This window comes from Synechococcus sp. MU1617 (genome assembly GCF_020514235.1).
Lineage (GTDB): Bacteria > Cyanobacteriota > Cyanobacteriia > PCC-6307 > Cyanobiaceae > Parasynechococcus.
The window spans coordinates 621,857-639,315 of the sequence record NZ_VTLB01000001.1 but is presented as its reverse complement, the minus strand read 5'-3'; the positions used below and the strand labels follow the sequence as shown (position 1 = coordinate 639,315).

Sequence of the window (17,459 nt, the reverse complement as noted above, 5' to 3'; positions counted from 1 at the left end):
ATGATAATTCTCTAGACACTGATGTCAATAAGCTCAATTTGTTTGGAAACGCGGTGGTTTCTTACCGCAATTCTTTGGGTTGGGGGGTTGAAAAAGGCTTAGAAAATTGTGGTGGTAAAAAGTCGACAACAGACCGCAGTGATTATGGCTGTCGTTGGGACGACGGTGGATATGGTTATGCCGCCATTGTCGGTAGTAAAGGTAAAGATAGTATTTGGGTGAAAAAGAAGAGCGATGGTACGCAGCCCGTCGCGATTTGGGGTTCCGTTGAATTAGGCGCTTCTAATGATGCGCTGCGACTAGGGAACACACAGGATGAATTTGGTGGAGATCTGCATCTCGTAGGTGATTTGGATCTGGGATCGGGTAATTCTCAAATTATTTCGATCGATAAGTATTCTGATTTTTCTGTCAGAGCCATTCGTGGCGACAATATTGATTTTCAGATCTCGGGCCTAGCCACATTGGGTGGTGACTCTGAACTGGGTGTGTTTAAAGCTGATCGTGATGTTGATTTAAAACAAGGAAGTACCCTCAGTTCTTATTCGGGTACAACCACGATTAAAGAAGGCGGCACGTTGCGTGCTGGTCAGGCTTGGAGTTTGAGTTCTGAATCCATCCATCAAGTGGATGGAACTTTGATCTTGGGGGACAATCCAGAACGAGACAATAATAAAGGGCGAGAAGATCAAGAGATTGGTGAGCTGACAGGAGAAGGTCTAGTTACTTTGCAAAAACAATCTCATCTTTTTTATGGTGGTTTGAACGGAGATGTTGAATTCTCAGGTACATCTCAGGGTGATGGAGCACTTGTTAAAAAAGGATCGGGAACAACGACCTTCTCTGGCACATTTCGCCACACTGGTTTTACCAAGGTGCATGATGGAACATTATTGCTGCAAGAAGACGAAAGCCTTAGCGGCGATTCGACAGTATTAATTTCATCTTCTAAAGATCAACCAACTTTGGATCTTGGTGGAAGTACTCAAAGTGCTCCTTCCTATAATTTGCATGGTGGTACTCTAAAAAATGGAACGATTGGTAGTGCACAAATTAATGTAGATAGGCGTACAAATAATATTATCGATGGCATTGATGGCGAGCCTGTTACTATCAAGGCTTCATCGGATAATGATTTCGAGGGAAATGTCAATTTGACCTTTATGGGTTCAAATAATTTTAAGACCCTTCAAATTGATCGTGCCACTGTTTTGATTGATGAGTCGGCCAGCGTTGATTTTTCAGAGAATATTCTTGGTGGTGATTTTGTTTCAAGTGGGGCTGCTTTTGAACTATCCGACAAATTAGATGTTCAAGGATCGTTAACGGTCGACGGTTCGATTGATCTGGGCTCAGGCAATGATCTGATGCGAATTGGTAATCGAGGTTTAATCAATTTAGGAGATGGTGAAATCATCGATGGTGGATCTGGTGATTATGATGTTTTCTGGAATCAAAATGCATCGCTTTCCTTTGATTCATCCAATGTTCAAGGCTTCGAGATTGTTGACTTGAAAGGCGAGGGCCTTGCTTATCTTGGTGATAAGGCGAGCCTGATTATCACTGCTGCCAGCCGTGATGTTGATAATTCTATTTACCAAGAATACGGATCGATTGTTTCTACGGCTACCAACTACGAGCTAAATTTTAGTTCCGACACCACTATTAAAGATTCTGAGGACGGTATCAATGTTGGCCTGCTCCAACTGAATGGTGATTCAACAATTCACCTAAGGCAAGGATCACTGGATGTTGCTGCTCTCCAGTCAAATCCCAAGGGTAAAACCCACGAATTCATTCTTGGCGCACCACTTGAGGTGTCCTCCGACGCGTCACTAAAAACGTTGCGTGAATCAATGGTCAGTCCTGGCAGTGGTGCTGATTTGGATCAGGTCGCGTCAGGCCGCTTGTCCATTGGTGCGTCTGACCAATCCATTGCGACGATCAAGCAAAAGGGTGGGCTGTGGAGTTATGAAGGCGATTATTCATCCACTGATCTTTCAGGTCAAGGTGTTGTCGTCGTGGGTGATGGCAACGACGATTCAGAATCATCCGCAACGTTCAAGTCGATCACAGCAGAAGGCTCCCGACTGCTTCTGATTGGTGCGAGAAACGATGGTGTTCTGAAAGTCACGAATGGTATTCACGATTCATGGTCACCAGTTCGAAAATCTGATGGTGCAAAAAAGGCGTCCTTGATTTCTAATGGTGAGGTGGTGCTGGGAGTCTCTGGTGGCAATAACCCGAGTACCTACAAGGGCCTTACTGTTGCCATGGAAGATGGCTCGATCACGACCCTTGAAGACGATGCGATTGGTCCACAATCACCCACCTTGGTTCGAGGTGAGCTCCAGATTGGTGAATCGGGAGGCAGTGGAAGTGGAGTTAGCCAGAATTTTGCCCGACGTTTGATTGTTGGACAAACAGGATCAATTCAGAATGGTGATCTCTCAATTACAAGTCTTGCCAATGCTGGTGATGTGGAGATTGATTCGCTCACGATCAACAACGGGATGAAGCGCTTGTTGGATGTTTTGGAACGACAGGGTCTTGATGATAATGCGCCAATACGCAAAATTAAAGCGCAGGGATCGCTGAAAAATTTGGGTGGCACCATTGAGATCGCTGGTGAACTCAAGTATCAAGACAATGACGACGCAACGGATGGGCATGCACTTATCAATGTTCGTAATCTCAGGGATGTAATTAAATACTTGAATGATGGTGGTGATAAGCCTCAGCCTGGAACATTGATCGCTCAGAAGATTACTATGGGCGAAAATAGAGATATCATCTCAAATAGTGGAACAATCTCCACAACAACGCGTCAATCTACCTCCATTGATCTTGGTGGTGGTAATGACCTTATCCTCAACCGCGGCAGCTTTGATATTGGTGAATCGATTATTGATGGTGGTGAGCCACTGGAAATTACGGGTTCGATTCTTAACCGCGATACTCGTACCGTTAAGGGCCTTAACATCTTTAGACAAGGGTATGATCGCCTCTCCATTAATTCTGAAAACCCTTCTTCCAATTCATCGGGTTTAGTAGAGTCTCAACTCGTCAATTTTGCTGCTATTAAGTTAGAGGCTGGAGGTGACTGGATCTTCCCACAGGGCAACGACTGCCGTGTGACTGGCAATGGTCGCATTTTTAGTGAGGATAAAACTGATTGTGTCGGTATTGTTGGTCAAAGGGATAAGTCTCAGTTTTTAAAAATAACGAATGGCGCCAATGTTGAAACTGGCGTGATGGAGCTGGGACGCTCTAGTCGTAACAGCATTGAAGTGCTTGATGGATCTCTGACGGCTGGATTGATCGATGGAGTTATTGGAAGTGAGCGAATTAATGTCAATTCTGGAGATATCACTTTTGATCGCACTGTTAATAACTCTTTCAACTCTTTGGTTGTTGGCGAGAATTCTTCTTCCCCAACTGTGAATGCACAGGCGATTCATAATATTGCTTCGATACATGTTGTGAATGGATCTCTGGATGCTGATCTTCTGCATGCGACTGATCTGGAGGATATCGGCCAGAATCCGGAGCTAAAGATTGGTGCTTCGATCGATCCTTCGTCTATATCACTCGATCAATCCTTGGTTGAACAGATCTCCAGCAGTGTTGTTAAAGGCTCTTTGAAGGTCGATGAAACCGAGGGCTATTCCAAAGCGCTCCAACTGGGCGGCATGTGGGGTTATGAAGGTGATTTTGGTGATATTGATCTTGATGCCCAGGGCATCGTGACAACAACACGATCTGATGACGACACTTCAATTAAAGATGATGGCGAACAGGACGATATTGATGAGGTGACGTTTAAATCGATTACTGCTGCTGGTGATCGTCGTCTGTTGGTTGGTGCACGACAGGATGGCAAGCTCACCATCCTCGAGGGATTGCATGACAGTTCGCTCACGGAAATATCGAATAAAGCAGCCATTCTCAACAATGGTGAAATGGTTTTAGGTGATGTAGAGGGGCAAAGTGATCAAACGCCGAGCACTTACCGAGGCGCCACGGTGGTGATGACAGATGGCAGTCTTCAAACGCTTTATGCCGATGCGATCAGCCCTGAATCCCCCACCTTTGTTCGTGGCCTTTTAAGTATTGGCGATCAATCGACAGGTGAAATTAAGCAAAATTTTGCGAAACGATTGCTTGTTGCTAATACGGGCAGAATCGAGAATGGTGCTTTATCAGTAACCAGTCTCACCAATGCTGGTGATGTTCAGATTGATTCGCTCACGGTCAACAATGGCATGAAGCACTTGTTGGATGTTCTGGATGATCGTGGAGTTCTTGATGATGATTCACCATTGCTCCGAATAAAAGCTCAGGGATCTCTGAAAAATCTGGGTGGCACCATTGAGATCGCTGGTGAACTCAAGTATCAAGACAATGACGACGCAAAAGATGGTGGTCATGCGCTGATCAACATCCGCAACCTGAGGGACGTTATTCAAGGCGATAAGCCCCAGCCAGGAACTTTGGTGGCCGAGAAAATCACAATGGGCTCGAATAATGATGTCATCTTGAACAGTGGAATTATCTCTACTACAACAAGGGATAAAGGTAAGACTTCAATCAACCTGCGTGGTGGCAATGATCTCATCTTGAACCGTGGCACTTTTGATATTGGTCAATCGATCATTGATGGTGGTGAGGAGTTAGTTCTTGAACTTACTAAGCCGGTGCAAGGCCTCAACATCTTTAGGCAGGGCCTTGATCCACGTTCTGACTCTTCTGATAATTCTTCTGGATTAGAGGAGACTCAGTTGGTCAATTTTGCTGCTATTAAGTTAGACGCTGGTGGTGATTGGATTTTCCCGCAGGGGAAGGATTGTCAGGTGCGGGGTGGCAAAAAGAAGTTTAGTGCTCCATTGACGAAATGTGTTGGCATTACGGGTGAAAAAGAAAACGATCAAACAATTATTATTGCCGATGGAGCTCGAGTTGAGGCAGGAGTTGTCGCTTTGGGGCGTGATAGTACCAACACGATTCATGTCGAGAAAGGATCTCTGCGTGCTGTGTTGATCGAGGGCGGTAATGAGTTGCGTCAGCGTTTTCGAGACAGCCGTGGCTTTGTTTCGAATGATCTTCCAGTGCAAAAGGAAACAATTGTGTTGGGAGAGAACAACTCCGATGCCGGCGGTGAGTTGATTGTTGGTGGTATTGTTGATATTGAGGCGATTCATCAGTTGGGCGGCACATGGTCGTATGCCGTTAATGCCTCATCAGACGACTTTGGCGTATTTCCTGACACCACGGCAGCGGGCACGATTGAAGTTAAGACGACTGACCTGAACCACGATTTGAAGGGTACAACCTCTGTAAGTCGTGCAACATTCCAGCGGATCGATGGTGAAAGTAACGACTTAAGCATTGAGGTTGATTCCAATGCATCCCTTGGTGTGATTGATGGAATTCATGGTGCCAATACATCACTTACCACTTTGGGCGAAGTCCGCCTCTCGGGAGAGAGCAGCTACGCCGGTGAAACAACCATTCAGGATGGAGCAACTCTCTACGCCGAAAATAATTTCGCATTGTCTGACAAGTCGTCTGTTGTGATTGAAAAGGGTGGCCTTTTGGATCTTCAGGGATTTGATCACACCATCAATTCCCTCTCTGGTGGCGGTGACCTTCTCTTGAGCCCGAGACAGTCCACGGCCGATGCCTCAGGTGATGAGATCGAGGGCGCTGATTTAGAGATTCGATCCGGGGTGTTTGAGGGCACGATTGATGATGGTGGTTTGTCTGGCCTCGGCTCCATCACAAAAACATCTGAAGGAGATCTCACTCTTTCTGGCGTCAATACATATTCCTCACCCACCTTTGTGAAGAAGGGCAGGTTAATTTCAGCCAGCCCATTGGCCCTCAGTCCCTACTCAGACTTCACTCTGTCTGGAAATGGAATTCTGGATCTCAGCACCTTCCCAAGGCAATCTTCTGGCGGGAATTCCGTTTATAGCGCTTACCTGAAGAGTCTCAAGATCGCCGGTGATCCCCAGGCCATGCTGACGGTGTCTTCTTTGGCGCCTGTCAAGATTAAGGAGCGGCTTGAATTTGATCAAGGACGGATTGCTGCATTCCTTGATTCCGGAACGGATGCAACAGCACCAATTCAAATGGATAAAGCTGCATCTTTTGTTTTTGCTGAGAGCAACGATTCTGGTGATGCCAAGCTTTATATGGTCATGGCTGACGATGCTTCACGTCAGCAGGAAGGCACCTGGAATGTGATTGATGGTGAGGTTGAAAATGCTGACCAACTCGCCAAAAACACCTATCTGCTTGTTCCTGCTTTGGCGGATGAGATTGCTGAAGGAGATGACGATCTTGTCACGATCGGCGAGCGTGTTTACCGCGTTGCTCGATTCGATGGTGTTGATGAACCTCTAGCGGCGGCTGCCCTCTCTGATGTGCGGCTCGAAGAAGGATCGTTGAAGATGGTTGTCGTCCAAAAAGATCTCGGCGACTTAAAGGAGGATCTCAAGGGTGATGATGATGAATCTGGTGATCCCGATGCCGATGGCGATGGTGAACTTGACCAATTGCCTGGTTGTGATGTGGGTGATGATCTGTGCGACGTGATTAGTGATATCGATGGTGATGATGATCAGGCCTTGGAGGAAGAAGAAGAGGTCGCTGGTGAAATCATCGACGGTTTACATGATGGTCTAGATGATGATGAACTTGATCTTCCCTTTGGCTTTGATTACGGCCAATTGGCGCGGTTGGTGAGTAGCGGCTTAGCGCCCCGGAATGTGGATGCTGCTGGCCGTGGCTTGGCGCTGCACAACAACTTGCTGGTGGATGCGGTGTTTGAGCGGCAACCGCTGCGTCAGTTCGAGGAGCTGGTGGCTAGCGAAGCGGATCTGCAAGACAAGGCCGTTGTTGAGGAAGGGGAGGGTGCTGGTGATGTGAGCTTTGTCGATCTGCAGGATGACGAGCTGGATCTGGCCAAGCGTGATGGCGTTAGCGCCTGGGTGAAGGGATTCGGCGGCAACAGCCGGGCTGATGAGTCGTCGATTTTGTACAACGACTACGACTTGAACGCCTACGGCACCAGCTTTGGTGTGGATGTGGCCTTGAGCGAGACGTTCCAGATCGGTGCCTATGCCAATTACGGCGATCTGAATGTGAACCAGCACAGTGGCGAGACCGGTGGCGGCAGCTGGAACCCCGAGGGCTGGGGTGGCGGCTTAACGGCCCATTACTCCACTCGCCATTTCTATGTGCAGGGCCTGCTGGGGGCGAGTGAATTCAGTGGTGAGCAGTCGCGCAACATCCTGCGGATTAACGACGACTTGGGCGGGAATACAGCCCGGGGTGACAAGAGCGTTACCAGCTATCTGGGCGCACTTCGGATTGGTGCCCCGTTCAAGACTGGTGGCGTGGTGCTCGAGCCGCAGGGCCAGGTGGTGTGGACCCGCAACCACGAACAAGGCTTTGCAGAGACCAATGGCTCCGAGAAGAATCTGCGGCTGAAGTACAAGAGCCGCACCACCAACTTTGCTGAGACGGAGTTGGGCATGAAGCTGTCGGTGCCGATCCGCACCGGTGAGCGGGCATTGCTGGTGCCGAGTCTGCGGGCGGCCTGGCTCGCCGATTGGAACACCAATAACGAGGGCCAGGAGATTGGCTACAAGTTCACCGACAAGACGGTGAATTTCGAGTCACAGCTGGGCACCGAGAACGGCGCCTTGATCGAGGCGGGCCTTGATTACACGGTGCAGAACGTCAACGGCATCTCGGTGAAGCTGTACGGAAGAGGCGGTATGGAGTTCTGGGCCAGCGACCGGGGCACGACCTGGCGTGCGAGCGGCGGTGTGACCTTCCAGTTCTGAACGGGACAGTTCTGATCAGTAATCAGGAAGCCATTCCCTCAGTTGAGGGAGCGCTGAGCATCCATGCCTCCCCCATTTGGGGGAGGCATTTGTTTATGCGCTGGGTGCAGCAGGCTGTGCGGTGGGCTGGACCGGGGCCCAGTCCAGCGGCTGAATCATTGGGAAAAGGCGGTCGTCCGTCTGCACCTCCTCGAGCCAGCCCTCCGGTAACTCGGCAGTGCCATCGATCGCCTGCATCAGTTGCCAGAAGCGGCCCAGGTGGCGCTCCACCCGTTCTTTGGCCAGTTCGGTGGTGGTGCCGGCTCGGAGGATGAAGCTCCAATCCGACGACTGCGCCAGCAACAGTTCCCGCGCCGCCTGCTGCAGCCATTGCATGGCCTGCTCGCTGCCCACGCCGCGGCTGCAGCGCTGCACCATCGCGGCGCTGGCCTTTTCCCACTCCGGGATGATCCAGGCGTTGCTGTCGTTCAGCCAGTAGTCGTGATAGCCGCCTTGTCCCCAGCTGGAGGGGGAGGGATCACAGAGCTGAAGTTGGCCAACGCTGTTCAGCACATCGCGTAGCCGGGTGAAGCTCACCCCCTCATGGGGAGCCTGCCGGAACAGCTGGCTGAGAAACGCCGGCCCCTCAAACCACCAGTGGCCAAACAGTTCCGCATCGAAGGGGGCTACCAGCAACGGCGGCACTTCCATGGCATTCCCGAGCTGATCCAACTGCCGCCGCCGGCCCTGCAGGTAATCGGCGGCATGCTCTTTCACCCGTTCAGCCGCCACTCCCGGTTCATAGGGCTGTTTCCGGTCCAACGGTGCACTGTGATCGGTCACCCGATGCAGCTTCAGACCAAGCGGGCGGGGTTGGTCGAGCCCCAGGGGCTTCAGCTCTTCGATGGGCAGGTCCCAGCCCAGATCGCGATGGAACTCCCGGTAGTGGGGATCGCCGGGGTAACCGTCCTTGGCCGACCAAACCGGCAGGGTTGCATCACTGTCACGCCCGAAGAAGGCCACCCCGTTGCGGCTGCAGATCGGGGCGTACACCCCGTAGCGGGGTCTGGGTCGGCCATGCAGCAGCCCATGGCCATCCAGCACGGCGTAACGCAGCCCGGCATCGCGCATCCAGCGATCCAGGCCTTCGTAATAAGCGCACTCGGGCAACCAGATCCCCAAGGGGCGTTCGCCCACAAGACGTTGGTGTTCCCGCACCGCCGTGCGCAGTTGGCCGCGCACCGCTTCCGGGTGATGGCGCAGCAGGGGCAGATAGCCGTGGGTGGCGCCGCAGGTGAGCAGGTCCACCACTCCATCGCGTTGCAGGGCAGCGAAGCGTTGGATCAGGTCACCGTCGCAGGACCGCCAAGCCAGCCGATGCCGCTCGATCGCGGCCGCCAGGTGTTCGGCGCCCTCACGCAGCGATGGATCCGCTTTTGGCAGAAGATCCAGCCGTTCGTTCAGCCACTGGGGGAAACGCTGCTTGAGGTCTTGATCACTCAGCAGCGACAGCAGCGTCGGCGACAAGCCGATGGTGAGTTTGGGCTGCTGGTTGGGGTCGGCGCTGGCCAGCTCCAGCGTTTCCAGCAGGGGCAGGTAGCACTCGATCAGGGCCTGGAAAAACCAGTCCTCTTCCAGGGAGCCAGGTTGTGCCGATCGCACGTAAGGCAGATGGGCATGCAACACCAGGGCGACAGCGCCTTTGGTCACGAACAAGCCCAAACGGTGGCTGACATTAATCCGTTTCCCTCTCGGGGGCTGAACTAGGATGTACTAACTCATAGTCATTCCGACTAAGACCTCCGCTGGAGCCTCTTCCATGGCCAAGGACCCCGGTCGCGTCCTGATTTTTGACACCACCCTCCGGGATGGTGAACAGTCGCCCGGGGCGAGCCTCAACCTGGAGGAAAAGCTGGCCATTGCCCAGCAGCTGGCGCGGCTCGGTGTGGATGTGATCGAGGCGGGATTCCCTTTCGCCAGTCCTGGGGACTTCGCCGCCGTGCAGCGGATCGCCCAGCAGGTGGGTGGCGACAACGGCCCGATCATCTGCGGCTTGGCCCGTGCTTCGCGGGCCGACATCAAGGCCTGTGCGGATGCCGTGGCGCCAGCACCACATCGGCGCATTCACACCTTCATCGCCACCAGCGACATCCACCTCGAGCACAAGCTGCGCAAGAGCCGTGCCGATGTGCTCGGCATCGTTCCCGAGATGGTGAGTTATGCCCGCTCTCTCGTTGAAGACGTTGAGTTCTCCTGTGAAGACGCTGGCCGCAGCGATCCGGAGTTCCTCTACGAGGTGATTGAGGCAGCGATTGCTGCGGGTGCCACCACGATCAACATCCCCGACACCGTCGGTTACACCACCCCGTCGGAGTTCGGTGCCCTGATCGCAGGGATCAATCAGCACGTGCCCAACATCGGCGATGCCGTGATCTCCGTGCACGGCCACAACGATCTCGGCCTGGCTGTGGCCAATTTTCTCGAGGCGGTCAAGAACGGCGCCCGTCAGCTCGAATGCACGATCAATGGCATCGGCGAACGGGCCGGTAATGCCTCCCTCGAGGAGTTGGTGATGGCATTGCACGTGCGCCGTCGTTACTACAACCCCTTCTTTGGTCGGGATGAAGACAGCCCCACGCCGCTGACGGCCGTGCGCACCGAAGAGATCACCAAGACCTCACGCTTGGTGTCCAATCTCACCGGCATGGTGGTGCAGCCCAACAAGGCCATCGTTGGTGCCAATGCCTTCGCCCATGAATCCGGCATCCACCAGGACGGCGTTCTCAAGAACCGGCTCACCTACGAAATCATCGATGCCAAGACCGTGGGGTTGTCCGACAACCGCATCTCCCTCGGCAAGCTGAGCGGCCGCAGTGCCGTTCGCGCCCGTCTTGAGGAGCTGGGCTACGACCTCACCCGTGAGGACCTCGATGAGGCCTTTGCCCGCTTCAAGGAACTCGCTGATCGCAAGCGCGAGATCACCGACCGTGATCTGGAGGCGATCGTCAGCGAACAGGTGCAGCAGCCGGAAGCCCGCTTCCAGCTCAAATTTGTACAGGTCAGCTGCGGCAGCAGCCTGCGCCCCACCGCCACCGTCACCCTTCTCGATGAAGAAGGCAGTGAGACCACAGGTTCGGCGGTGGGCACTGGTCCGGTGGATGCCGTCTGCCGTGCCTTGAATGATCTGGCCGGTGTGCCCAATGAATTGATCGAGTTCTCGGTCAAGTCGGTGACCGAAGGCATCGATGCCATGGGCGATGTGACCATTCGCCTGCGCCGCAACGGTGCGCTCTATTCCGGCCACGCTGCCGACACCGATGTGGTGGTGGCGGCGGCCATGGCCTTTGTCAATGCCCTCAATCGCCTGGTGGCCGGAGAGGAGCGCCAGTCATTGCATCCGCAGAAGGATCCTGTTGTTCTGGAGACCCGACCGACGCTCTAGAGCCGACGCCATGCGCACCTCCACCGCCCGGGCTGTTCAGCTGGTGCTGCTGATTCTTCTGGCCCTGCTGGTGCTCACCCCGTTGCTCTGGTTGGTGAGCACTTCGCTCAAGGGTCCAGCGGAAGACATCTTCAGCAGTCCGCCGGCGTTGCTGCCCGCCCAGCCGAGCTTCGATGCCTACGTGCGGCTGTTTCAAGACAATCCCCTCACCACCTATCTGATCAACAGCACCGTGGTGAGTGGCCTGGCGGTGCTGGCCAACCTGCTGTTCTGCTCCCTTGCCGCCTATCCCCTGGCCAGGTTGCGCTTCGCCGGCCGAGGCCTGGTGCTGGGTTTGGTGGTGGCCACGATCCTGATCCCGTTTCAGGTGGTGATGATTCCGCTGTATCTGCTGATGGTGCAGCTGGGCCTGCGCAACACCCTGCTGGCCCTGGTGATTCCCCAGGCGGCCACCGCCTTTGGTCTCTATCTGCTGCGTCAGAGCTTCCTCGGCGTTCCCAAGGAGCTGGAGGAGGCGGCACGGATTGATGGCTGCAGCCGTCTGGGGGAATGGTGGAACGTGATGATCCCCGCCGCCAAGGCCGATCTGATCACCCTGGCGATGTTCGTCTTCATCGGCACCTGGAGTGATTTCCTCTGGCCGCTGGTGATCCTTGACGACCCATCCCTCTACACCTTGCCGCTGGGCCTGCAGCAACTCTCCAGCAGCTTTTCGCTGGATTGGCGGATCGTTGCCGCCGGCTCGGTGGTTTCAATCCTGCCGGTGCTGGTTTTGTTTGTGCTGTTGCAGCGCTTCATCCTGCCCAATGCCAGTGGGGATGCGGTGAAGGGATGAAGCCGCCGTGGTGCGTACGGCTGCGAAGGCATCCATGCGTTCCTGCATCACACCCATCTGTTGGCTGAGCAAGGCGCTATGGGCACGGTTCGGTGCGCGCTCCTCCAGCTGATCGATCCGTTCCTGCAGCGCCTGGATGCGTTGGTTGTGCTGCCGCAATCCCTGCAGCAGGGTCACCACCAGAACACTCACCAGCGCCAGGCTGCCGCAGCTGATCAGTTTCAACAGCATCCAACCTCCCCCACTTGGGCCGATGCTGACTTGAATGGGGGCACTCAACAAGTTGTGCCGGGATGTCTCTTGAGGATCTGGATCGGTTTCTGACGCTTCGCGACAGCGACCCTGATCTGGCCAAGGCCCTTGCTCAGCCCATGGATCTTGAGCGGTTTCTCGGGCTCGCTGCCGAGCATGGCTTTGCCTTGAGTGAGGCGGATGTCTTCGCGGCACAGCAGCGTGAATGCCAGGTGCAAACGGCAGCTGAGCTGCAGAAGGATCAAGCCGCCGAATCACGGCGCCTGCGCAATTTCATCCACGGCTGATCACCACCGCCGTTCAATTCACTGATCCAGCTTCACCACGTCCGGTGTTTCCCCATGCACTTCGCCGATCCAACGGGCGTGGTTCACGGCACCTTCGTGGGTGTGAAAGATCCAGGCGTCGTTAGGGGACGTTTGGCGTTCGATGCGTTGATCCACGGCATTGACGCCGAGATAGCCGCCGGCTGAACAGGAGCGCAGCACGTAGCGTTCGGCGTACTTAGTGAGCATTGGCTGAGAGGGCTCTATCTGTTCGCTAGCGGTGCCTTGCTGCGGCTTGGCGCGAACTGCGGAATTGCTTTTACTTTTCTTCCTTGAGGGTTAATAGGGTTTGTTGTTGCCAGCTCAACCCCGTGGGTGCTGCCAAGCGGCTCTGATGTCCTCCCTCACGGAACCAAGGGGTGCTGAGGGCCTCGATCTCCAGGTCGTCCAAGTTGAGAGACCAGATGTCCTGCAGGTAGCGGCGCAGTTGCTCCGGCTCGGGCGGATGGGGCTGTTGCCAGTGCACCACGGCCAACTGCCCCGGCCGTGAGCGGAGAATCGCGAGGCGGTGATTCGGATCGCCGTCGTTGGCGGGCTGAATCGACTCCTCCAGCTGCTCATCGCAGACGTAGAGCCGCAGCGGAGCGTTGCCGTCGGCTTGGGGAAGTGGATATTTGTTGAGATACAGGGCCCGTGCTTTTTGAAATGCTGCCCCCGGAGCCTTCACCATCAAGGCGTTGTAGGCCTGCTGCAGCTGTTCACTCATGCCCTTTCCGTCCTGTTGCTGGATCCAGTGTGTGAATGCCGCTGGGCCCCGACCATGGGAAGATGGTGACACTTCCGGGATTGGACTGCGATGGCCAAGCATCGCTCCCGCTACCGGTTGGTTGGCCTCGACGGTCAACCGCATCCGGTGCTCGACGCCCCCTACGACACGTTGGAACTGGCCCTCGCTGATGCCAGCGATTGGTGCACGGGACAAGGCTCCCGATGTTCCATGGGTCAGCAGGGCATTGCGGTTGAAGTGCGAACTGACAGCGGCAGTTGGCGCACCGTTGGTTATCCGCCGAGCTGCTTAAGCCGATCCAGTGCGATAGCGGGCTGATGTGGGTCAGTGTTGACCTCTGCGTGGTGCCGATCGGTGTCGGCGTCAGTCTTTCGCCTTACATCGCAGCCTGTGAGCGGGTGATCGCTGCCACCGGCTTGAGCCATCAGCTGGGTCCCAATGGCACGGCGATCGAAGGCCCGTGGGACGAGGTCATGGACTGTGTGCGGGCTTGTCACGCTGAGTTGCACGGCATGGGCGTCCCGCGCCTCTACACAACGCTCAAGCTCAACACCCGCACCGATCGGCAGCAGTCGTTCGCTGAGAAGGTCGCCTCAGTGGAAGAGCTGCTCGGCGATTGAAAATCTGTAGAACTTCGGTGCGTTTCGATCCGGTCTGAGCCGATCTTGAGACCAATGAGACTGTTGTGTGGTCCCTGGCTTGATGGGTCGCGGTTTCAGGGCTGCGCTGTTGGCACTGCTGGTTGTGCAGCTGACGGGCAGTGCTGTTCAAGCATCAACGTGGGATCGCATCTCCAGTTACCTGCGTCTGCTGCAGCGGGCTGGGGTGAATGCCCTGGTGGCGAGAGACTGCCCGTTGGGCTTACTGGGGGCCTTCCATGAGGGCAAGCAGGCCCTGTTGATGTGCGGCAACAACCTGCCAGACGATCCAGCGGTGGTTTGGGTGGTGCTGGCCCATGAATCAGCCCATGTGATGCAGTTGTGCAACGGCGGCAATCTGATGCCGGCGGCCTTGCTCAGCCGTGAGATGGAGGTGGCCCGCCAGCAGGACCCCAATCCTTTTCACGAGTTGCAGCTATATCACTCCAGTCAGCATCACGTTGAGGCCGAAGCCCGGCTGATTCAGGCCCTGCCAGCGGAGCAGGTGGTGGCCTTGTTTGAAAAACACTGCGCCAAGCGGCTCTCCCCTTGAAGCTGCTGATGCGGGACCCATGGCTGATCGCGGTGGATAAACCCGCCGGCCTGCTCAGCCAACCGGGCCTGGGGCCGGAGCAAAGCGATTCCGTGATCACCCGCTTGCAGCAGCAGGATCAAGGCCTGCGCCTGGTTCACCGCCTGGACCGCGACACCTCGGGGGTGCTGCTCTTGGCCCGAAGCGCTGACGCCCTGCGGCGGCTTAGTGCCCTGTTTGCTGAACGACGGATCAACAAGCTGTATCAGGCGGATGTGGAGGGGGAGCTTCACGGAAGCGGCTGCATTGCCAGCCCCCTGGCGCGCCTCTCGCGTCAACCGCCGCGCTACGGCAGCCACCCCGAGGGACGTCTGGCGCTGACGATCTGGCGAGCACGCGCCGCTGGTGCCCGCAGCACCCGGCTCTGGTTGCGTCCGCTCACGGGGCGTTCCCATCAGCTGCGGGCCCATCTGGCCGAACTGGGCCACCCCATCGTGGGCGATCCCATCTACGGGGATGCCGGCCGGTCCTGCCGCTTGCATCTGCATGCCCAGGCCTTGAGCTTTCGCCATCCCTTCACCCAGAAACGCGTTCGTTTGATCGCGCAGGAGCTTCCCTTTGCAACTCAATGCTGAATTCGGACACTGCGCAGTGGCGACACCACGGCGATTCCCCTGGCATGAATGCCCTGTTCACCAGTGCTGTGGCGTTGTGGTCGTTGTAAGGCGATGAGACCCCAGGCCATCAGCGACGGGCTGGGATCGGGTAAGGAATGCGGCGGTGGCGCATCCGCCGCCACACCTGCACGAAGGCACGAATCACCAGTTCAACTTCGCTGCGGTTGAGGCTGCTTTTGCGCAGTTGTCCATCCCGCTGCCGCGCTTCCACGATCCGCCGCACCGTGTCCACTGCCTGGGCATCGGAGGTGTCGGGAGGGAGGGATCGCAATGCCGCCTCACAGCCATCCGCCAGCATCAAAATTGCTGTCTCTTTGGAACGGGGTTCCGGGCCCCTGTAGCGAAAACGGCGTTCCTCAATCGCTCCGCCGCGCTCCTGGGCCTTGTGGAAGAAGTAGCCCATCTTCAAGGTGCCCTGGTGCTCAGGGATGAAATCTGCGATCCGCCGAGGGAGGCGGTGGCGCCGGGCCAGCTTCAGCCCCTCATCCACATGGGCTTGAAGCACCGCTGCACTTGCCTGGGGGTCATCCAGTGCGTCGTGGGGATTGGGCCCGTCCTTCTGGTTCTCGATGAACCAGTCCGGCGCATGCAGTTTGCCCACATCGTGATACAGCGAGCCGGTCCGGATTAGATCCACATCCGCGCCAATCGCCCGCGCCCCCTCCTCCGCCAGGCCGCAGATCATCAGGGTGTGTTCAAAGGTCCCTGGGGCTTCGCAGGAGAGGCGGCGCAACAGAGGCCGTTCCTGATCCGCCAGCTCCAGCAGCCGTGCCCGAGTGAGCAGGCCGAAGGATCCTTCCAGCATCGGGATCAGCAGCAGGCTGAACATCAGCACAACCCCCAGCAGCAAGGCATCGGTAGCCAGTTCATCCAGGCTTGGATTCAGGCTTCCCCAGAGCCGCAGGCCGGTGAAGGGTTGCAGCTGCAGCAGAAGCCACTGGCCCACAAGGGCGCCGATCGGCAGCAGCACCGTCAGTTGCAGCAGCTGGCCGCGGCTGCGTTGCCGGCCCGCGATCAAGGCCCCAGCGGCGGCCACGCTTGCCGCCACCAGCAGGCGGCCATCCCCAAGTCCCTGCACGGGTTCTGGCCAGAGCAGCGCGGCCACCCCCATCCAGACCAACCCGCAACCGGTGCCCAGTCCCTCCGCCAGCAGCAGGCTGGGCGGCACAAGGATGGCCAGAGGGCTCACGGTTCCCTTGAACCAGAGTTTCGCTCCCTGCACCAGCAGCAGCAGCCCCACCGCCAGCAGGGCGTGGCGCACTTCCAGGCCAGGCCGTTCGCGCCGCATCACCAACAGCATCACTGCGCAGGCTGCAGCGGCTTCAGCAAACCGTTGGAACCAGATCAACGGTTGGGGTTCGCGGCGCACGCGGCCGAAATAATCCAGCACGTCGTAGGCCTGGGGGCTGATCGGCTCGCCTTTGCGGGTGATGAGATCCCCCTTGCGCACCTCGATGGTGGGGATGGCCTGTTTGGTCAGCTGTTCTTCGATCAGCTGTTTGCTCAGGTTTGGGTCGGTGCGCAGGTTGCTGCTGCCGCGCAGGGCGCTGGTGAGCACCTTGCCGGCCAGGGAGCTCGCTGCAGGTGGCTGCAGGGCAACCGGCTTGAGTTGAAGGTTGGCCGCCTGGCGTAATTGCTCAACGGCCAGATTGCTCACCAGCCCTTGGCTGAGCATGCGATCAGCGGTGCTGCGCACCACCTCATCCCAGGCCAGATGTTCCCGTTCACTGCGTCGTTCCAGCCATTTCTTCTCCGGCTCAGACAGGTTCACCGGCCCGATCCGTGCCCCAGATCCGGTGTTGGTGACCTCCTGCAGCTGCAGCAGTTGTTGCTCGAGCCGTTGTTTGAGTGCTTGGGTTTGCTCCTGATCGATGACCTGCACCACCGATCGCGCCACCAAAGAGGCCCGCTGCTGCTCGAGGGCGGTGCTGTCCTGCACCAGGGCATCTTTCGGAGCGATGGCTTCAAACGGGGCCAGCGATCCGGGTTGGACTTTCGGCTTAATCAGCCAGGGCAGGCTTGAGGCTGCGGCCACGGAAAGGCACAGCAACAGAACAACGAGGGTCTGCAGTCGCGTCCAGCGCAGCAGGCGACCGCCTGGGCCTTCGAGCCGCACCCAGTTCCGCCAAAGGCTGCTCAGCCGAGGAACGCGAACCAAAAAGGACCCTGTAGCGGTCTAACGCTAGCTCTCTCTA

General features: G+C 56.4%; 13 protein-coding genes. 8 read left to right on the top strand and 5 right to left on the bottom strand.

Translation table 11 applies throughout. The annotated features are described in order from the left end of the window. Window positions 1-53: 53 nt before the first annotated feature. A complete protein-coding gene (locus FZZ90_RS03600; protein ID WP_226424373.1) occupies window positions 54-7,856 on the top strand; it encodes an autotransporter domain-containing protein in 7,803 nt (2,600 codons plus the stop codon). A 93-nt stretch (window positions 7,857-7,949) separates the two neighbouring features. Here FZZ90_RS03600 and FZZ90_RS03595 read toward each other — a convergent pair whose 3' ends face one another. After that, window positions 7,950-9,545, bottom strand: a complete 1,596-nt coding sequence (locus FZZ90_RS03595) for a 1,4-alpha-glucan branching protein domain-containing protein (protein ID WP_226424372.1) — start codon at window positions 9,543-9,545, stop codon at window positions 7,950-7,952. Window positions 9,546-9,654: 109 nt separating this feature from the next. On the opposite strand from FZZ90_RS03595, the gene FZZ90_RS03590 reads away from it, so the two are divergent. Both FZZ90_RS03590 and FZZ90_RS03585 read left to right on the top strand, forming a co-directional pair. Further along, entirely contained in the window at window positions 9,655-11,277 is a 1,623-nt protein-coding gene (locus FZZ90_RS03590) for a 2-isopropylmalate synthase (RefSeq protein WP_226424371.1), read from the top strand. Window positions 11,278-11,287: 10 nt separating this feature from the next. Beyond that, entirely contained in the window at window positions 11,288-12,112 is an 825-nt protein-coding gene (locus FZZ90_RS03585; RefSeq protein WP_226424370.1) for a carbohydrate ABC transporter permease, read from the top strand. Here the strand turns inward: FZZ90_RS03585 and FZZ90_RS03580 are convergent. Beyond that, window positions 12,029-12,343, bottom strand: coding sequence for a hypothetical protein (locus tag FZZ90_RS03580; protein WP_226424369.1), 315 nt, complete (start codon window positions 12,341-12,343; stop codon window positions 12,029-12,031). The genes FZZ90_RS03585 and FZZ90_RS03580 overlap by 84 nt on opposite strands. 62 nt (window positions 12,344-12,405) lie before the next feature. Between FZZ90_RS03580 and FZZ90_RS03575 the strand changes: the two genes are divergently transcribed. Then, on the top strand, window positions 12,406-12,651 hold the full coding sequence (locus FZZ90_RS03575) for a Nif11-like leader peptide family RiPP precursor (RefSeq protein ID WP_226424368.1): 246 nt from the start codon (window positions 12,406-12,408) through the stop codon (window positions 12,649-12,651). 18 nt (window positions 12,652-12,669) lie between these two features. Here the strand turns inward: FZZ90_RS03575 and FZZ90_RS03570 are convergent, their stop codons facing one another. Continuing rightward, window positions 12,670-12,879 (bottom strand): hypothetical protein, encoded by a 210-nt coding sequence (locus tag FZZ90_RS03570; protein ID WP_226424367.1) that lies wholly within the window; start codon window positions 12,877-12,879, stop codon window positions 12,670-12,672. A gap of 70 nt (window positions 12,880-12,949) precedes the next feature. Then, window positions 12,950-13,396, bottom strand: coding sequence for a hypothetical protein (locus FZZ90_RS03565; RefSeq protein ID WP_226424366.1), 447 nt, complete (start codon window positions 13,394-13,396; stop codon window positions 12,950-12,952). A gap of 90 nt (window positions 13,397-13,486) precedes the next feature. Here FZZ90_RS03565 and FZZ90_RS03560 point away from each other — a divergent pair, with 90 nt between their 5' ends. The 4 genes from FZZ90_RS03560 to FZZ90_RS03545 all read left to right on the top strand — a co-directional run bounded on the left by FZZ90_RS03560 (window position 13,487) and on the right by FZZ90_RS03545 (window position 15,222). Beyond that, entirely contained in the window at window positions 13,487-13,735 is a 249-nt protein-coding gene (locus FZZ90_RS03560) for a hypothetical protein (RefSeq protein WP_226424365.1), read from the top strand. Then, a complete protein-coding gene (locus FZZ90_RS03555; RefSeq protein WP_226424364.1) occupies window positions 13,735-14,037 on the top strand; it encodes an MTH1187 family thiamine-binding protein in 303 nt (100 codons plus the stop codon). The genes FZZ90_RS03560 and FZZ90_RS03555 overlap by 1 nt, the downstream gene beginning before the upstream one ends. 82 nt (window positions 14,038-14,119) lie before the next feature. Then, window positions 14,120-14,608: a hypothetical protein gene (locus FZZ90_RS03550; RefSeq protein ID WP_226424363.1), complete on the top strand. Its 489-nt coding sequence runs from the start codon at window positions 14,120-14,122 to the stop codon at window positions 14,606-14,608. Between the two features lie 8 nt (window positions 14,609-14,616). After that, a complete protein-coding gene (locus FZZ90_RS03545; RefSeq protein WP_226424362.1) occupies window positions 14,617-15,222 on the top strand; it encodes an RluA family pseudouridine synthase in 606 nt (201 codons plus the stop codon). Window positions 15,223-15,331: 109 nt separating this feature from the next. Here the strand turns inward: FZZ90_RS03545 and FZZ90_RS03540 are convergent, their stop codons facing one another. After that, window positions 15,332-17,422: an HDIG domain-containing metalloprotein gene (locus tag FZZ90_RS03540; RefSeq protein ID WP_226424361.1), complete on the bottom strand. Its 2,091-nt coding sequence runs from the start codon at window positions 17,420-17,422 to the stop codon at window positions 15,332-15,334. Between the last annotated feature and the right edge of the window lie 37 nt (window positions 17,423-17,459).